The 17,747-nt window shown below is 71.1% G+C and carries 10 protein-coding genes; 6 read left to right on the top strand and 4 right to left on the bottom strand.

Annotated elements, in window-relative coordinates:
* Positions 1-18 precede the first annotated feature (18 nt).
* Positions 19-693 carry a two-component system response regulator gene (locus ACFVST_RS23470; RefSeq protein WP_390155352.1) on the bottom strand — a complete coding sequence of 225 codons (675 nt, stop codon included), beginning with the start codon at positions 691-693 and terminating at the stop codon, positions 19-21.
* Positions 690-4,949: a HAMP domain-containing protein gene (locus ACFVST_RS23465; protein WP_390155369.1), complete on the bottom strand. Its 4,260-nt coding sequence runs from the start codon at positions 4,947-4,949 to the stop codon at positions 690-692. Before ACFVST_RS23465 ends, ACFVST_RS23470 begins: the two co-directional genes overlap by 4 nt.
* Positions 4,950-5,270: 321 nt before the next feature.
* Here ACFVST_RS23465 and ACFVST_RS23460 point away from each other — a divergent pair, with 321 nt between their 5' ends.
* Both ACFVST_RS23460 and ACFVST_RS23455 read left to right on the top strand, forming a co-directional pair.
* Positions 5,271-7,184 (top strand): PP2C family protein-serine/threonine phosphatase, encoded by a 1,914-nt coding sequence (locus ACFVST_RS23460; RefSeq protein WP_390155351.1) that lies wholly within the window; start codon positions 5,271-5,273, stop codon positions 7,182-7,184.
* Between the two features lie 165 nt (positions 7,185-7,349).
* Positions 7,350-8,447, top strand: a complete 1,098-nt coding sequence (locus ACFVST_RS23455; RefSeq protein WP_390155349.1) for a P1 family peptidase — start codon at positions 7,350-7,352, stop codon at positions 8,445-8,447.
* A gap of 245 nt (positions 8,448-8,692) precedes the next feature.
* Here ACFVST_RS23455 and ACFVST_RS23450 read toward each other — a convergent pair whose 3' ends face one another.
* Both ACFVST_RS23450 and ACFVST_RS23445 read right to left on the bottom strand, forming a co-directional pair.
* A complete protein-coding gene (locus ACFVST_RS23450; protein WP_390155348.1) occupies positions 8,693-9,307 on the bottom strand; it encodes a methylated-DNA--[protein]-cysteine S-methyltransferase in 615 nt (204 codons plus the stop codon).
* Positions 9,304-9,801 (bottom strand): RNA polymerase sigma factor, encoded by a 498-nt coding sequence (locus ACFVST_RS23445; RefSeq protein ID WP_390155346.1) that lies wholly within the window; start codon positions 9,799-9,801, stop codon positions 9,304-9,306. The genes ACFVST_RS23450 and ACFVST_RS23445 overlap by 4 nt, the downstream gene beginning before the upstream one ends.
* A 450-nt stretch (positions 9,802-10,251) precedes the next feature.
* On the opposite strand from ACFVST_RS23445, the gene ACFVST_RS23440 reads away from it, so the two are divergent.
* The 4 genes from ACFVST_RS23440 to ACFVST_RS23425 all read left to right on the top strand — a co-directional run bounded on the left by ACFVST_RS23440 (position 10,252) and on the right by ACFVST_RS23425 (position 17,674).
* On the top strand, positions 10,252-13,368 hold the full coding sequence (locus tag ACFVST_RS23440; RefSeq protein WP_390155344.1) for an amidohydrolase family protein: 3,117 nt from the start codon (positions 10,252-10,254) through the stop codon (positions 13,366-13,368).
* A 233-nt stretch (positions 13,369-13,601) separates the two neighbouring features.
* Entirely contained in the window at positions 13,602-14,783 is a 1,182-nt protein-coding gene (locus tag ACFVST_RS23435) for an ROK family protein (protein WP_390155342.1), read from the top strand.
* A 339-nt stretch (positions 14,784-15,122) separates the two neighbouring features.
* Positions 15,123-16,646, top strand: coding sequence for a sugar ABC transporter ATP-binding protein (locus ACFVST_RS23430; RefSeq protein ID WP_390155340.1), 1,524 nt, complete (start codon positions 15,123-15,125; stop codon positions 16,644-16,646).
* The gene (locus ACFVST_RS23425; RefSeq protein WP_390155337.1) at positions 16,643-17,674 is read left to right on the top strand and encodes an ABC transporter permease; all 1,032 of its coding nucleotides are present in this window, start codon (positions 16,643-16,645) and stop codon (positions 17,672-17,674) included. The genes ACFVST_RS23430 and ACFVST_RS23425 overlap by 4 nt, the downstream gene beginning before the upstream one ends.
* The last annotated feature ends 73 nt before the right edge of the window (positions 17,675-17,747 follow it).

Genomic DNA, 17,747 nt, shown 5'->3' with positions numbered 1-17,747 from the left:
GGCGTCCCCCCTCCGCCCCTAGGGTTCGCGGGGGGCGCGGAGGGTGGCGACGATGCGTTCCAGGTCGGTGATGCGGTCGGCGAGGGCGGCGAGATCGGTGCCGGGGCGGTCGCGGAGCAGCAGTTCGATCTGGGTGAGCTGGTCGGCGATCTGCGCCAGTCCCTCGCCGATCGGCGGCGGCAACCGCTCCGCCTCCTCGGCCCTGGGCTCCCGCACGGCGCCGGTCGCCGCCGCGGCCGTGGTGTCCGACACCAGTATCCGCTTCAACTGCTCGGCCTGCGCGGACAGTTGGCGACCCTTGCGGTACAGGTCCAGGAAGACGCTCACCTTGGTGCGCAGTACCCAGGGGTCGATGGGTTTGGTGAGGAAGTCCGCCACCCCGATCTGGTAGCCGCGATACGACCAGTCGGAGCCGGCCTCCTTGCCGGTCAGCAGGATGACCGGCACATCCCTGGTCTGGTCGAGGCGCTTGATGTTGGCCGCGGTCTCGAAGCCGTCCATGCCGGGCATCAGCACATCGAGCAGCACCACCGCGAAGTCCTGCCGCAGCATCGCCTTGAGCGCCTGCTCCCCGGAACGCGCCCGCACCAGGCGCTGGTGCAGCGGCCCGAGTACGGCTTCCAGCGCGATCAGGTTGTCCTCCATGTCGTCCACGATGAGGATGCTGGCCGTCTCGGGGGCGGGATTGGTCATGACGCGCCTCCCGGCTCCCGGGGCTCCGATGGATCGGCGGCGGGCGGTCCGGTGCCGCCCTGCCGCGGAGGCACCTCGCCGCTTTCCGGTTCACCGGCTTCCGGCTCACGGATCTCCGGCTCTCCGGGCTGTGACTCGCCCTGGGGCGCGAGGAGTTCGCAGATGGCGGCGAGCAGTTGATCGACGTCGACCGGTTTGGGCACGTACTCGGAGGCGCCGCTGTCGATCGCCTTCTCGCGGTCGCCCGGCATCGCCTTGGCGGTGAGGGCGATGATCGGCAGCCGGGCCAGGCGGGGTGTGCTGCGGATGGCGCGGATCATCTCGTACCCGTCCATCTCCGGCATCATGATGTCCATCAGCACCAGGGACACCTCGGGGGAGCGCTGGAGCACCTCCAGTCCCTCCCGGCCGTTCTCTGCGTACTTGACGGTGATGCCGACGCGGCCCAGGACATGGGTGAGGGCGAAGACGTTGCGGATGTCGTCGTCGACGATCAGCAGATGCCGCCCGGCCAGGACGCGGCCCCTGGGGCCGGTGAGCCAATCGCTCAACCGGGTCGTCTCCGGCCAACTGGCCTCCCGAGCCTGGGGAGTTGGGGGCTCGTAACCCGCCGGGATGTCCGGGGTGAGCGGCACCTCCGGTACCGGCGGTGCCTCGGGGACGGTGGTGTCCTCGGGGAGTGGCGGCAGCTCCGGCGGGGGAGAGGCGAGAGCGGCCGGCGGCACCCCGCGGGTGGCGATGGCCGGCACCCGCAGGTCCGGGGCGCCCGACACGCCCGTCTCGGCGCTGCCGGGGTGGCGGGCCGGGATGTAGAGGGTGAAGCGGGAGCCCGTGCCCAGCTCGCTCTCCGCCGTGATCCGCCCACCGAGCATTCCGGCGATCTCCCGGCTGATGGACAGACCCAGCCCGGTCCCGCCGTACTTGCGGTTGGTGGTGCCGTCGGACTGCTGGAACGCCTCGAAGATCAGCGGGAGTTTCTCCGGTGCCACGCCGATACCGGTGTCCGAGACAGCGAAGGCGATCACGGCCTCCGCGTTGCGCAGGGTGTCCTCCTCGAAGCCCTCGCCGGGCACCTGCTCCACCTGGAGCCGCACCCCGCCGGCCGAGGTGAACTTCAGCGCGTTGGACAGCAGATTGCGCAGCACCTGCTGCACCCGCTGCTCGTCCGAGTACAGCTCGCGCGGCACCTCCTCGCCGACGACGATCTCGAAGTCCAGCCCGCGGTCCACGGCGAGCGGATGGAAGGTGGCGTGCACATACTCCAGCAGTTTGTTCAGCGGCAGCGGCCCGGGGTGGACGTCCATCCGGCCGGCCTCGATCTTCGACAGGTCGAGGATGTCGCTGATGAGTTGGAGGAGATCGGAGCCGGAGCGGTGGATGGTGGTGGCGAACTGCACTTCCTGCGGGGAGAGATGGCCGTCCGGGTTGTCCGCGAGCAGCCGCGCCAGGATCAGCAGCGAGTTCAGCGGGGTGCGCAACTCGTGCGACATGTTCGCCAGGAACTCCGACTTGTACTGCGAGGCCGTCGCCAGCAGCGCCGCCTTCTCCTCCAACTCGGCGTTGGAGGACTGGAGTTCGTCGGACCGCTCCCTCAACTCGGAGGTGAGCCGCTGCGATTCGGAAAGCAGCGACTCGGTACGGGAGTTGGCGATGATGGTGTTGATGGAGACCCCGATGGTGTTGACGAACTGGTCGATGAACGCGAGGTGCATCTCGCTGAACCGGCTGAGCGAGGCCAGCTCGATCACCCCCATCACCTCGTCCTCGAAGAGCACCGGCAGGATGACGACACTGGCCGGAGTCGCCGCGCCCAGACCGGAGTTGATGGTGATGTAGTCCGGCGGCGCGTCCGTGATGAGGATGCGCTTCTTCTCCTGCGCGGCCTGCGCGACCAGCCCGCGTCCCGGGGCACCGGCCTTGATCGCCGCCCCCGCCCCCGGCGCTTTCCAGATGCCGGTACGGGAGGCGGGTCCGCTGCCGTTGGCCTGGTCGGTGCCGTAGCCCGCGATGAACTCCAGGGCCTCGTCCGGCCGGTCGCCCGAGCCGGCCAGGAAGAACGCCCCGAACTGCGCGTTGACCAGCGGAGTCAGCTCCCGCAGCGTCAGATCGGCCACCTCCACCAGATCCCGGTGGCCCTGCATCAGCGCGGCCAGCCGGGTCAGGTTGGACTCCAGCCAGTCCTTGGCGCGGGTCGTCTCGCGGAGGTTGGCCACCATCAGGTTGATGTTGTTCTTCAGCTCCGCGACCTCACCCTGCGCCTCCACGGAGATGGACGGCGACATATCGCCCTGGGTGACCGCACTGGCCACCTCGGCGATGGCGCGGACCTGGGTGGTCAGATTGAGGGCGAGCTCGTTGACGCTGGTGGTGAGCCGCTTCCAGGTGCCGTAGACGCCCTCCACCCGTGCCTGGCCGCCGAGTTGGCCCTCGCTGCCCACCTCGCGCGCCACCCGGGTCACCTCGGAGGAGAACGAGGACAGGGTGTCGACCATGGTGTTGATGGTGGTCTTCAGCTCCAGGATCTCCCCGCGGGCGTCCACGTCGATCTTCTTCGACAGGTCGCCCTGGGCGACGGCGGTGGCGACCTGGGCGATGTTCCGTACCTGTGAAGTCAGGTTGTCCGCCATGAAGTTGACGTTGTCGGTGAGGTCCTTCCACACCCCGGAGACACCGCGGACCTGGGCGCGTCCGCCGAGCCGTCCCTCGGTGCCGACCTCGCGGGCCACCCTGGTCACCTCGTCGGCGAACGCCCGCAACTGCTCCACCATGGTGTTCACGGTGTCCTTCAGCTCCAGGATCTCGCCCCGGGCGTCCACCGTGATCTTCTTGGAGAGGTCGCCGTCGGCCACCGCGGTCGTCACCTGGGCGATGTTGCGGACCTGCGAAGTCAGGTTCAGCGCCATGAAGTTGACGTTGTCCGTGAGGTCCTTCCACACCCCGGACACCCCGCGTACCTGAGCCTGCCCGCCCAGGTTGCCCTCGGTGCCGACCTCGCGGGCGACCCTGGTCACCTCGTCGGCGAACGCGGAGAGCTGGTCCACCATGGTGTTGATGGTGGTCTTCACCTCCAGGATCTCGCCCTTCGCCTCCACGGTGATCGTCTTGCCCAGGTCGCCCTGGGCGACGGCGGTGGCGACCTGGGCGATGTTCCGTACCTGTGAAGTCAGGTTGTCCGCCATGAAGTTGACGTTGTCGGTGAGGTCCTTCCACACCCCGGAGACACCGCGGACCTGGGCGCGTCCGCCGAGCCGTCCCTCGGTGCCGACCTCGCGGGCCACCCGGGTCACCTCGTCGGCGAACGCGGAGAGCTGGTCCACCATGGTGTTCACGGTGTCCTTGAGCTGGAGGATCTCCCCGCGGGCGTCCACCGTGATCTTCTGACTGAGGTCGCCGTTGGCCACCGCCGTGGTGACCTGGGCGATGTTGCGGACCTGTGAAGTCAGGTTGGACGCCATGAAGTTGACGTTGTCGGTGAGGTCCTTCCACACCCCGGACACCCCCGGCACCTGGGCCCGTCCGCCCAACTGCCCCTCGGTGCCCACCTCGCGGGCCACCCTGGTCACCTCGTCGGCGAACGCCCGGAGCTGGTCCACCATGGTGTTCACGGTGAGCTTCAGCTCCAGCAGCTCACCGGTCGCCTCCACGGTCACCTGCCGGGTCAGATCGCCGCTCGCCACCGCCGTCGTGACCACCGCGATGTCGCGCACCTGCGCCGTCAGCCGGGAGGCCATGGTGTTGACGGCCTCGGTCACCGAACGCCAGTCGCCGGCCAGGCCCTGGAGCTTGGCCCGCCCGCCGAGCCGTCCTTCGGTGCCGACCTCCCGGGCCACCCGCGTCACCTCCCCCGTGAACAGCGACAACTGGTCGACCATGCGGTTCACCCCGCGCCCCAGCCGCCGTAGATCACCGTGGAGCTGGCGGGTCCCGTGGTGCAGCTCCACCCGCTGGGTGAGGTCGCCGTCCGCGACCGCGTCCAGGACCCGGGTGGCGTTGGCGACCGGCACCACCAGGGCCTCGATCAGCGCGTTCGCCGCGTCCACATCGGTCGCCCAGCCGCCCTGCCCCGGGCTGGTCTGGAGCCGCTCGTCCAGGTGCCCCTGCCGCACCACCTCGCGCCGTACCCGCTGGAGCTCGCCGGACAGATGTGCGTTGCGGGCGACGATCTGGTCGAAGACACCCGCCATCTCCGCGAGCACACCGTCCTGCGGGACGCCGCCCGCACGCACGGTGAAGTCCCCGTCGCGCAGCGAACGCATCGCCGCCAGCAGCGGCCGCAGTTCAGCCCCCCTGATCCACTCCCCGTCGGCCGGTTCCCGGGGCGGACCACCGCTCACGTCCGGCGACGGGGGAGCCTCGGAAGCGGGTGGAGAGGCAGGTGGGGACGAAGCCGGTTCAGATGCCATGGCCGCCCGTCTCATTCGGTAGAACAAAAGCGTTTATTACGTACTATTTAGACTACATTCATGACCCGGACGTCGAAACAGACGACGTCGAAACAGGCGACGTCCGCACGGAGACATGGACGACGTGGAAACAGACGCCGGGAACGGCGTCCCACCGGACCGGGGGAGGCACCAGTGCCCCTATCGCCCGCCCGCCTGCGGCAGCTCGTCACGCGGATGCGGCTGCCGGCCGAGGAGCCCGCCGCCGCCACCGCCGGCTCCTTCATCCGGGCGTCCCTCACCGAACGCATCCGGTCCGTACCCGGGCTCCCCCCACTCGGAGACCGGATCATCGCGGACGGCGTACTGCTGGCGGGGGAGGCGGTCGCCTACGCGGTGCGGTACGCCGGCGCCGAGATCGAGGTCATCTGCACCGTGAACGCCGGGCCCGCGCTGGCCACCTCGCCGCGAGCGGGCCCCGACCTGGTGCGGCAGGCGGCCGTGCTGATCGAGGTGGTGGACCGCAGACCCGCCGGTACGGACCACGCCGCCGCGCTGCTGGCCGACCTCGGCGGTGACGCCCTGCGGCAGGTGCGGGCGCGGTCCGAGGCCTGGGGCGTGACCCACCGCGGTGGCGAGCAGAGCCTGTGGTTCCGGCTGGACACCCCGCTCGCCGCCGCCGAAGCGGCCGCCGAGGCCGCCGCCGTCCGAGCCCGTACCGCCGCCGGGGACGGCGCCGAGTCCGAGGGCGGGCCGGCCCCCGCCGGGGAGTGGGCGGCACCCGGTGGCCCGTCCTTCCTCGCGGAGGCCAGCGAACTGCTCACCGGACAGCTCGACGAGGACATGGTCGCCGCACTCGCCGGACAGCTCCTGGTGCCGCGGCTCGCCGACTGGTGCGCGGTGTGGCTCACCACCGGCAGCGGCCCCATGCGGCTCTCCCGCGTCTGGCACACCGACGAACGCCGCATCGACGCCCTCCGCCGCGCCCTGGAACAGGACCGGCCCACCGCCACCCACCCCGGCGCCGCTCCCGCCCCGTGGCCCTGGCCGCACATTCCCGGGAACGGTACGGAGGCCGGGAACGGGAGCGAGACCGCGGACGCGGGTGACTCCGACGGCGAGCCGGATCCCTCCTGGGGCGGCTCCGCGCTGGCCGTCCCGCTGATCGCCGCCGGTACGCGCTGCGGGGTGCTGCTGCTGGGCCGGGCCGGCACCCCCGGGCACCCCGCCGGCCCGAGACTCACCGCCACCGCGGTCCGCCTCGCCGAGGACGTGGGCCGCCGCGTCGCCCAGGCCGTCGTCACCGCCCGCCAGTACACCCGGGAGGCGGCCATCAGCCGGGTCCTCCAGCGCAGCCAGTTGCCCGCCGCCCTCGCCGACATCCCCGGCGTGGACACCGCCGTCGTCTACGAGCCCTACGGCGAGGGGCAGACCGTCGGCGGCGACTTCTACGATGTGTTCCCGCTCGGGAACGGCCGCTGGTCCTTCCTCCTCGGCGATGTCAGCGGCCACGACCTGGAGGCCATGTCCGCCACCGGCATGGCCCGGCACCTGGTGCGGATGCTGGCCCGCGAAGGGCATGGGGTGGAACGGCTGCTCGGCAAGCTGAACCAGGCCATCGCGGAGGAGACCGCCGAAGCCCAGGCCTACAGCGGCGACCAGACGGAACAACGCTTCCTGAGCCTGCTCTACGGGGAGTTGGAACCGGACCGGGCCGCCGGCACCGTCCGCTGCACCCTGGCCAGCGCGGGCCACCCGCTGCCGCTGCACCTCGGCGCGGACGGCTCGGTCACCCCCCGCGGCGAGCCCCGGCTCCTGCTGGGCATCGACCCGAAGGCCCGCTTCCGCGCCGAGTGCTTCGAACTCGCACCCGGCGAGACCCTGCTCTGTGTGACCGACGGTGTCACCGAACGCCGCAACGGCGACCGGCAGTTGGACGATAACGACGGCCTCGCCGCACTCCTGCGGGACTGCACAGGCCTGGGCGCCGCGGCGGTCGCCGAACGGGTACGCAGCGCCGCCTACGACTTCGACCCCTCACCCCTCACCGACGACCTCACCGTCCTCGTCCTGGAGGCCCTCTCCGGGCGGGACGGCATCGGTGGGTGAACCGCTCGGGCCGGTTCACGGCGGCTGGGGACCGGCACCTTGACAGGGGCTCCCGGCCGCCTGTGCACTGTCGTCCGTCAGCACCGAAGCGGCGGCCACCCGCCAACCGGTCATCGACCGCGGCCCGTTCCGCGAGACCGGCGCGGGGAAGGGACGTACCGCACAGTGACCCGCGCACACCGCCCCCGTGACCTGGGACTGGCCCCCGGCGTACTGCCCACCGGGCCGCTGAACGCCCTCACCGACGTCCCCGGTGTCCGCGTCGGCCACCTCACCCTGCACCACGACACCCCGGAGCCGGTACGCACCGGGGTCACCGTCGTCGTCCCCGCACCCGGCTCCCTCTTCCGCCGCAAACCGACCGCGGGCCTCGATGTCGTCAACGGCTTCGGCAAGGCCGCCGGACCCAGCCAGATCACCGAACTCGGCGTACTGGAAACGCCGTTGGCGCTCACCAACACCCTCGCGGTGGGCGCCGCCGTGGAGGGCCTGGTACGGCACTCGCTGGACGGGCACTCGGAGATCGGTGTGTCCACCGGCACCGTCAACCCGGCCGTCTTCGAGTGCAACGACGGCTGGCTCAACGACATCCGCGGCCTCCATGTCCGCCCGCAGCACATCCTCGACGCCCTGGCCGCCGCCGACGCGGGCCCGGTCCCCGAGGGCGCCGTGGGGGCCGGTACCGGCATGGTGGCCTTCGGCTGGAAGGCGGGCATCGGGACCAGCTCCCGCATCGTCGACGCCGGCGGTGGCACCCGCTTCACCCTCGGTGTGCTCGTCCTCGCCAACTTCGGCCTGGCCGCCGACCTGACCGTCCTCGGCACCCCCGTCGGCCGCCACCTCACCCCTCAACACGCCGCCGAACAGGCCGAGTTCGCACGCGGCGCCGGCTCCTGCGTCGTCCTCATCGGCACCGACGCCCCCGCCGACGCCCGCCAACTCCGCCGCATCGCCGGACGCGCCACCGTCGGCCTGGCCCGCACCGGCGGCATCATCCAGCACGGCAGCGGCGAGTACGCCCTCGCCTGGTCCACCACCCACCGCGTACCGCACACCCCCGACGCACCGGTCCGCAACGCCACGGCACTGGCGGAGAACGGGCCCCTGATGGACCTCTTCTTCCGCGCCACCGCCGAGGCCACCGAAGAGGCCATCCTCAGCTCACTCCTCACCGCCCCCGCGACCACCGGAGTACGTGGCCACCACGCCCCCGCCCTCCCCGCGGACCGCCTCACCACCCTCGTCCCCACCACCTCTGCCTGACCAACGCCCCTTCACGGCAAGCCCGTTGGGGTCATCGGGCAGGCAAACCGACCAGGCGATTTGAGTTCAACCATGGTTCAAGTTGCAGGGTGGAGCCGTTGCAGGGGGGCCGCGGCTCGAAACCTGCTCAGGGAGTCGGGCGCCGACACCGTGGTCGACTACGGCGAGCAGACCTGGGTGGAAGCGGTGGCCGAGGCGCGAGCCGTCCTGGCCAGTGTGTCAACAGACCTCTGACCGCGCGGACTTCAAGCGGCCGCCTCCAGGGTGAGCAGGGTGGTCTTGGCGTCGAGGCCTCCGATGTAGCCGCCCAGGGTGCCGTCGGTGCGCAGGACCCGGTGGCAGGGGACGACGAGCGGGAGGGGGTTGGTGGCGCAGGCGGTGCCGACGGCGCGGACGGCCTTCGGATTGCCGACCAGTTCGGCGACCTGCCGGTAGCTGCGCGTCTGCCCGTATCCGATGTCCGGGAGATGCTGCTGCACCAGCCGGCGGAAACCGCGGGACAGGGACAGGTCGAGCGGCAGGTCGAACGCCTTCCGGTGCCCGCCGAAGTACTCGTCCAGCTCGCGCGCCGCCTCGTCGAGCCGTCCGGGCATCCGCAGAACGCGCGGGCTCACCCTGGCGGCGAGGTGTTCCAGTACGCGGTCGTGGTCCTCGTTGGCGAAGGCGACGCGCAGCAGGCCGTGGGCGGTCGAGGCCAGCAGCAGTTGTCCCACGGGGGAGTCGACGGTGGTGTAGGCGACGTCGATCAGGCCGGCCGCCTCGGCCCGCTCTTCGAGGCCGCGGTGCAGTCGGGCCAGGGTCTCGCCGTCGACGGGCGCCGATGGGGACTGGGCGACGGCTTCGGATCGGTTGGCGCTCATGAGGAAGCTCCTTTCGGCAGTGCGCCAGGATGGTGCTTTCTGAGGTTGCCGAGTGCGTCGGCGGACGCCCGGCGGGCCGCCTCCGCGGTGCCGCCCAGCAACTGCGCGATCTCGGCGTAGGACAGGCCCGCGAGGTACCGGTAGGCGATGACCTGGCGCTGCTTGTCCGGCAGCCGGCCGACCTCCGTCCACACATCGAGATCGACCGCCTCCGGGACGCCGAGGTCCGTGGGCGCCTCGGGAAGTTCGTCCACCGGGAGCGGCAGCCGCTTGGCCGCCCGCAGGACGTCGATCGCCTTGCGGCGGGCGACGGTCACCAGCCACGCCTCGACATTCGCCGTCTCGGGGAGTCCGGGGTAGGCGCGCATCGCGGCCAGGAAGGTCTCGGACCAGGCGTCGTCGGCGTCATGTGTGCCGAGCAGGACGCGGCAGACCCGCAGCACCGTCGCACCGTGCTCCGTGACCACCTGCTCGAACGGCTGCTTCATGTTCATCCCAGGGAAGACGTTGAACGTGACACTTATGTGAGACGCCCTGCCGGCGCGGGCGTCCGGTACTCAGCACATCACCCTCCGCCGCTCATACCGGATCCCTTCCTTCTCCTTCGACGCTCTCTGCCCTGAAGACGTACGGGAGATGAGGAACGTGAGATGCCGTGGGCGGTCCCGCCTACCGTGGGTGGAATCGCGGCTCGGAGGAAGGCGGGGGTGGGGGCAGGTCGGCGGTCCCGCCTTCGCCGCCGGTGATCAACTGCCCACTCGGCCAGGGCATTTGACGCTCCGTCCGGTTCGGCACCCTCCGCGGTAAACCTTCCGGCCGCCGGGCGCAACTACCCAGCAGGCCCGTCCAGTGGCGGGTCTCCTGCGTGTGGCCGGAGGGGATGTGCTGTGGAGCAAGCAGATTCGAAGAAGTCACCTGAGAGTTCGGAAGCGGACGGCGGAGGCGTGGCGCCGTCGGGGTTCTCCCGCCGCGGATTTCTGGCGGGTGCCGGAGCCGCCGCGGTGATGACCTCGCTCGCCGGTGGAGGGGCGGCCGTCGCGGCTCCCCGGACCGGCAGCAAGGGCGAGTTGAGGCTCGGCACGGGCACCACCTTCGGGGCGCGGGTCTCCCCGGACGGGCGGTGGATCGCCCTGGACCTGCTGGGGGTCCTGTGGGTGATGCCCGCGTCCGGCGGTCAGGCGCGGCGCCTGACCAGTGACCTGTTCGACATCGCGCAGCCCGACTGGGCCCCGGACAGCAGCCGGTTGGTGTTCCAGTCCTACCGTGACGGCGTCTTCAACCTCTGGACGGTACGCCCCGACGGCAGCGCCCTGCGGCAGTTGACCCAGGGCCCCTACGACCACCGCGAGCCCCGCTGGTCCCCGGACGGGCGCACCATCCTCTACTCCGGCGATGAGACGGGCCGCTACGCGATCCATGAGTACGACGTCTCAAGTGGCCGCAGCAGTACGCTCGTTGACGGTCCGGGGGAGGAGTACGAGCCGGCCTGGTCGCCGGACGGGAACCAGGTGGCGTTCGTGGTGGCGAACACCCGGATCGACGTGGTGGACCGTAGGACCGGCCGCCGCAGCACCCGTCTCACCGTGCCGCAGGACCAGGTGATCCACCAGCCGGAGTGGACCCCGGACGGCACCGAGGTGGTCCACCACCTCACCCATGACGGCCGGTGCGACCTGATGCGGGGCGACACTCCGCTCGTGGACGACGAGGAGACCTTCCCGTTCCGGGTGTCCTGGATGGGGCGCGAGCGCTTCCTCTACACCGCGAACGGCGAGATCCATGTGCGCACGCTCGGCGGCGGCAGCGGCACCAAGACCATCGGTTTCTCCGCCGCGGTCACCACCAGGACACCCGAGTACAAGAAGAAGCGGATCGACTTCGAGTCGACCCGGCCGCAGCAGGTACGCGGTATCGGCAGCCCGGTGCTGTCCCCGGACGGTGAGCAGGTCGCCTTCCGGGCGCTCAACGACATCTATGTGATGAGGATCGGGCACGCGCCCAAGCCGCTGACCAGGGACCACTGGTGGAAGTGCGATCCGGCCTGGTCACCGGACGGCACCAGGCTGGCCTACTCCACCGACCGGGGCGGCGCCCTCGACATCTGGATCAGGGACCTCGCCTCCGGCAAGGACCGCCAGCTCACCAACCTCGGTGTCCGGGCGGCGGTGTCCCCGGCCTGGTCGCCCAGCGGAGCGGAGATCGCCTTCCTCGACCAGGACGGCGCGGTCTGGACGGTCGACGTGGCGAGCGGTGACGTACGGCAGGTCTTCACCGCCACCTTCGAGCCCGGCCGCCCCACCTGGTCGCCGGACGGGGAGACCATCGCACTGGCCGCGGTCAAGCCGTACTCGGCCCGGTTCCGTGAGGGCCTCAGCGAGATCCTGCTCGTCGACCGGGCCACCGGGAAGGGCAGATATGTGGAGGCGGTGCCCGGCCGCTCCCTCCAGACCCGGGGGGACGACGGGCCCGTCTGGTCGCCCGACGGGAAGCAGATGGCCTTCGCCGTCGCCAGCGTCCTGTACACCGTGAACGTCGGCAAGGACGGCACACCCCACGGCAAGCCCCGCCAGATCACCGACGAGGTCACCGACGCCCCGAGCTGGAGCGGGGACTCCCGGAACCTGCTGTACCTCAGCAACGGCCGGCTGCGCCTGGTCTCCGCGAAGGGCGGCCCGCCGAGCACCGTACCCGTGCCGCTCACCTGGACCAACGTCAAACCCCCGGCCCGCACCGTGGTCCACGCGGGCCGGATGTGGGACGGGGTGCGCAACGAGGTCAGACGCGATGTGGACATCATCGTGGAGGGTCACCGGATCACCGCGGTCGAACCGCACCGCGCCGGGCGGGCGGGTCAACTCATCGACGCCGGGGACCGGTTGGTGATGCCGGGCCTGATCGACATGCACCACCACCGCGAGATGCAGGGCTACTCCTACGGCGACCGGCAGGGCCGGCTCTGGCTCTCGCTCGGGGTGACCACCACCAGGTCCCCGGGCAGCCCGGCCTACCACATGGTCGAGGAACGCGAGGCCACCCGATCCGGTGCCCGGATCGGACCGCGGTACTTCGCCACCGGCGAGGCCGTCGACGGCCCGCGGATCTACTACAACTTCATGCGCCCCACCTACAGCGACGCACAGCTCGGACTCGAACTCGAACGCGCCGAGAAGCTCGACTACGACCTGATGAAGTGCTACGTCCGGCTCCCCGTGATGTGGCACAAGAAGGTCACCGCCTTCGCCCACGACAACGGCATCCCGGTCACCTCGCACTACCACTACCCGGCGATGGCCTTCGGCGCCGACGCGATGGAGCACACCGGCGCCACCAACCGCTTCGGGTACTCGCGCACCGTCACCCCGCTCGGCACCGGGTACAGCGATGTGCTGGACCTCTTCGTGGCGTCCGACATGGCCAGGACCCCGACCCTCTTCAACTCCACCAGCCTCTTCCGGGAGGACATGTCCCTCATCGAGGACGACCGGGTGCGCACCCTCAACCCGCCCTGGCGGATGGCCGCTCTCCAGGCCAGCGCCGACACCGCGAAGGGCACCGACCAGCGGGCACGCCGCGAGAACCTGGAGGCGCAGGTCCAGCAGGCCCTGCACATCTTCCGCCGCGGCGGACGCGTCATCCTCGGCACCGACGCCCCCATCGACCACGCCGCGGTCAGCCTGCACATGAACCTGCGCGCCATGGTCCGCTACGGCTTCACCCCGTACGAGGCCCTGGTGACCGCGACCAGCCTGGCCGGGAAGACCCTGGGCGAGGACCTCGGCAGGATCGAACCCGGGATGTACGCCGACCTCGCCGTCATCGACGGCGACCCCCTCGCGGACATCAAGGACGCGGCCCGGGCGGAACAGGTCCTGGTGTCCGGCGTCCCGCACACCACCGCCTCCCTGATGGAGCCCTACTCCCGTGCGGCCAGGGCCGGTTCGGCGGCACCCGAGCGCAACACCGTCCTGTCCGCCGTCCCCGACCATCCGGCCAACAAGCACTTCTGGTGGCACGGCCGCGCGTACGTGGAGGAAGCCCGGCACGCCTGCTGTAGCGGCTGACACCGCCGGCCCGCGATCCGCTGTGCCCCGTCGCCCACAAGGTCGACGGGGCACAGCGCTGTGCGGCCCTCCCTGACTTTGTCCTACGGCGAGAAGAAGTTGACCCGGGTCGTGCGTAAGTTCTTCCTGGGTCGGTCGGTTTCTGCTAACTTCCCTCGAAAGCCTGACGACTTGGCCGATGGCGGCAGGCGCCCGGGTCCCCGGCAGGGGGAGGGGAGGGGTTCGTGAGACGGATGACTGCTCGACCTGAGAACGCGCATCAGGCGCGTATGCTCCGGCTGCTGCGTGACAGCGGGCCCAACTCCCGTGCCCAGCTCGGTGATCTGCTGGACCTGTCCCGTTCCAAGCTGGCCGTCGAGGTGGACCGGTTGCTGGCCACCGGGCTGGTCGTCGGGGACGGCCTCGCGCCCTCGCGCGGCGGCCGCCGTTCGCACAACATCCGGCTCGCGCCGACCCTGCGCTTCCTCGGGGTCGACGTAGGTGCCACCTCGATCGATGTCGCCGTCATGAACGCGGAGTTGGAGGTCCTAGGGCATCTGAACCATCCCATGGACGTCCGGGAAGGACCGGTGGCGGTCTTCGAGCAGGTGCTGTCGATGGCCGCCAAGCTGAAGGCCTCCGGAGTCGCGGAGGGCTTCGACGGCGCCGGGATCGGCGTCCCCGGCCCGGTCCGCTTCCCGGAGGGTGTGCCGGTCGCGCCGCCCATCATGCCCGGCTGGGACGGCTTCCCGGTACGGGAGGCGCTCAGCCAGGAACTGGGCTGCCCGGTCATGGTCGACAACGATGTGAACCTGATGGCGGTGGGGGAGCAGCACGCGGGCGTCGCACGTTCCGTGGGCGACTTCCTCTGCATCAAGATCGGGACCGGTATCGGCTGCGGGATCGTCGTCGGCGGCGAGGTCTACCGCGGCGCCACCGGCAGCGCCGGCGACATCGGCCATATCCAGGTGGAACCGTCCGGCCGCGCCTGCGCCTGCGGCAACCGGGGCTGCCTGGAAGCACACTTCAGCGGTGCCGCACTGGCCCGGGACGCGGAGGAGGCCGCCCACGCGGGCCAGTCCGCGGAGCTCGCCGCCCGGCTGGAGAGCACCGGGCACCTGACCGCCGCGGATGTGTCGGCCGCCGCGGCGGCCGGTGACACCGTGGCCCTGGAGTTGATCCGGGAGGGCGGCCGGCGTCTGGGCCAGGTCATCGCCGGACTCGTCAGTTTCTTCAATCCGGGTCTGGTGGTGATCGGCGGCGGTGTGACCGGCCTCGGGCACACCCTGCTGGCCAGCGTCCGGACCCAGGTCTACCGGCAGTCGCTGCCGCTCGCCACGGGCAACCTGCCGATCGTACTGGGTGAGTTGGGACCCGCCGCCGGAACCATCGGCGCGACCCGGCTCATCAGCGACCACGTCTTCTCCCCAGCCTGACCCCACCGGGCGCCCACCGCCCACCCACCGGGCCCCCACCGCCCACGGACCCCCACGAGCGCCACCGCACCACCCGGAGCACCGCCGCACCCCGGCACCGTGCCCCGGTGGCCGGCCCCCGGACACCTACCGGGCGGGGTCCGCCACGTCCGCCGTGCCCTGACGCAAGACGGTGCCCCACCGCCGCGCTCCGCCGCACCACGACGCTCCACCACCAGGTCCTGCCGCAGGACGACGCCCGAGCCGTACGCCCCTACTCCGAAGCAGCGCCCCGCCATGCCCGCACCCTCCGTCCAGCCCTGCCCGCTCATGGCCCGCATCCACTGAGGGGACTCACCGATGGCACCACAACCACCCCTGCTCACCATGTCCGGCATCACCAAGTCGTTCCCCGGAGTCCGCGCCCTGGACGGTGTGGACCTCGACGTCCGGGCCGGTGAGGTCCACTGCCTCCTCGGGCAGAACGGCGCCGGCAAGTCCACCCTGATCAAGGTGCTGGCCGGGGCGCACCAGCCCGACAGCGGTGAGATCACCTGGCAGGGCTCGACGGTGACCCTGGGATCTCCGGTCGCCGCCATGCGGCTCGGCATCGCCACCATCTACCAGGAACTCGACCTGATCGAGGGGCTGTCCGTCGCGGAGAACGTCTACCTCGGCCATGAACCCACCTCCGCCGGATTCGTGGTCCGTGGCCACACCGCCCGTACGTCGACCGCGGACCTGCTGAAGCGGCTCGGGCACCCGGAGATCGATCCGCTGCAACTCGTCGCCGAACTGTCCGCGGCGCAGCGGCAGATCGTGTCGATGGCCCGCGCCCTCTCCCACGAGGTGCGGCTGATCGTGATGGACGAGCCCTCGGCGGCGCTCGACCCCGACGAGGTCGACAACCTCTTCCGGATCGTGGGCGATCTGACCGCCGAGGGTGTCGCCGTCGTCTACATCTCCCACCGCCTGGAGGAGATCCGCCGCATCGGCGCCCGGGTCACGGTCCTCAAGGACGGCCGGGCCGTCGCCGGGGGCCTGCCCGCCGAGTCGACCCCCACCAGCGACCTGGTCGCCCTGATGACCGGCCGCAATGTCGAGTACGTCTTCCCCGACCGCCCTCAAGCCGGGTTCGCCGACGACCGGCGGCCGGTGCTGACGGTCGAAGGGCTCACCCGGCGCGAGGAGTTCGCGCCCGTCGATCTGGAGCTGCGGCCCGGCGAGATCGTCGGCCTCGCCGGGCTCGTCGGCTCCGGGCGCAGCGAGATCCTGGAGACGATCTACGGGGCGCGCAAGGCCGACGGCGGCCGGGTCCTGGTGGAGGGCACCGCGCTGCCGGCGGGCAGTGTCCGCGCCGCCGTCCGCGCCGGGATCGGTCTGGCGCCAGAGGAACGCAAGGCGCAGGGACTGCTGATGCTGGAGTCGGTCAGCAGTAATGTGTCGATTTCCAGCCTGTCCCGGTTCGCCCGCGTGGGGTGGCTCGACCGGCGCGCCGAACGCACCGCCGCCCACCGCGCCGTCCGGGAGCTGTCCCTGCGGCCGGACAATCCCGACGCCGCGATCAGGACACTGTCCGGCGGCAACCAGCAGAAGGCGGTGCTCGCCCGCTGGCTGCTGCGCGGCTGCAAGGTGCTGCTGCTGGACGAGCCGACCCGCGGCGTCGACATCGGCGCCCGCGCGGAGCTGTACGCGGTCATCCGCCGGCTGGCCGACGAGGGCCTGGCCGTACTGCTGGTGTCCAGCGAGGTGCCCGAGGTCCTGGGGCTCGCCGACCGGGTGCTGGTACTCCGCGAGGGCCGGGTCGTACACACCGCGGACGCCCGGGAGCTGGACGAGCACCGGGTACTCGATCTTGTGATGGAAGGGAGCACGACGCCATGACACAGCCGGCCACCGGGGCGCAGGAGGACGCGCCGACGTCCCCGAAGTCCCCCGCGTACAAGGAGAGTTCAGGCCGATCGCGTGGTCTGCGGTGGGATGTGCGCAGCCTGTCCCTGCTCGGTGTCCTCGCGGTGCTCGTCGTGGTCGGCGGGGTCACCGCGCCGGACGAGTTCCTGGCCACCAGCAATCTGCAACTCGTCCTCACCCAGGCGTCCGTGATCGGTGTCGTCACCGTCGGTATGACCTTCGTGATCACCAGCGGCGGGATCGATCTGTCGGTGGGTGCGATGGTGGCGCTCGCCTCGGTGTGGGCGACGACCGTGGCCACCCAGGAGTTCGGCTTCGCCGGCATCCTGTTCACCGCGGTGGCCGTGGGCCTCGGCTGCGGTCTGGTGAACGGTGTGCTGATCGCCTACGGCCGGATGGTGCCGTTCATCGCCACCCTCGCCATGCTCGCCTCCGCCCGCGGCCTCGCCCTGAAGATCACCGGCGGCAGCACCCAGATGGTGACCGTCGACTCGGTGCTCCACCTCGGTGTCCGCGACGCCTACGTCCTCGGTGTGCCGCCGCTTGTCCTGGTGTTCGCCGCGGTCACCGTCATCGGCTGGCTGGTGCTCAACCGCACCACCTTCGGCCGCCGCACCGTCGCCGTCGGCGGCAACGCCGAAGCGGCCCGGCTCGCCGGTATCGACGTCCGCCGCCAGCGCCTCTACCTGTATCTGCTGTCCGGCCTGTGCTGCGGAATCGCCGCGTTCATGCTGATCGTGCTGGCAGGCTCGGGCCAGAACACCAACGGCAACCTCTACGAGCTGGACGCCATCGCCGCGGCGATCATCGGCGGCACCCTGCTCAGCGGCGGACGCGGCACCATCGTCGGCTCCGTCCTCGGTGTGCTGGTCTTCACCACCATCACCAACATCTTCGCCCTGAACAACCTGGAGACCGCGGTCCAGCAGATCGCGAAGGGCGCCATCATCGTCGCCGCGGTCCTGGTCCAGCGCCGCTCACTGCGCGGCGGCGACCTCTGACACCGCCCAACACCCCGCCGGAGAACGGCACTTGACCGCCTCCCGGCACCACCCCGCATCCACCGTCCCCCGC

The organism is Streptomyces sp. NPDC058045, from assembly GCF_042885635.1.
Classification (GTDB): domain Bacteria; phylum Actinomycetota; class Actinomycetes; order Streptomycetales; family Streptomycetaceae; genus Streptomyces.
This window is presented reverse-complemented; position numbering and strand designations above follow the sequence as displayed.

Coding starts and splice junctions, on each gene's coding strand:
- ACFVST_RS23465 (WP_390155369.1), bottom strand. CDS start 4,949: ATGCGTTCGCTGCGCGACGGGGACTTCACCGTGCGTGCGGGCGGCGTC.
- ACFVST_RS23430 (WP_390155340.1), top strand. CDS start 15,123: ATGGCACCACAACCACCCCTGCTCACCATGTCCGGCATCACCAAGTCG.
- ACFVST_RS23470 (WP_390155352.1), bottom strand. CDS start 693: ATGACCAATCCCGCCCCCGAGACGGCCAGCATCCTCATCGTGGACGAC.
- ACFVST_RS23435 (WP_390155342.1), top strand. CDS start 13,602: ATGACTGCTCGACCTGAGAACGCGCATCAGGCGCGTATGCTCCGGCTG.
- ACFVST_RS23445 (WP_390155346.1), bottom strand. CDS start 9,801: ATGAACATGAAGCAGCCGTTCGAGCAGGTGGTCACGGAGCACGGTGCG.
- ACFVST_RS23425 (WP_390155337.1), top strand. CDS start 16,643: ATGACACAGCCGGCCACCGGGGCGCAGGAGGACGCGCCGACGTCCCCG.
- ACFVST_RS23450 (WP_390155348.1), bottom strand. CDS start 9,307: ATGAGCGCCAACCGATCCGAAGCCGTCGCCCAGTCCCCATCGGCGCCC.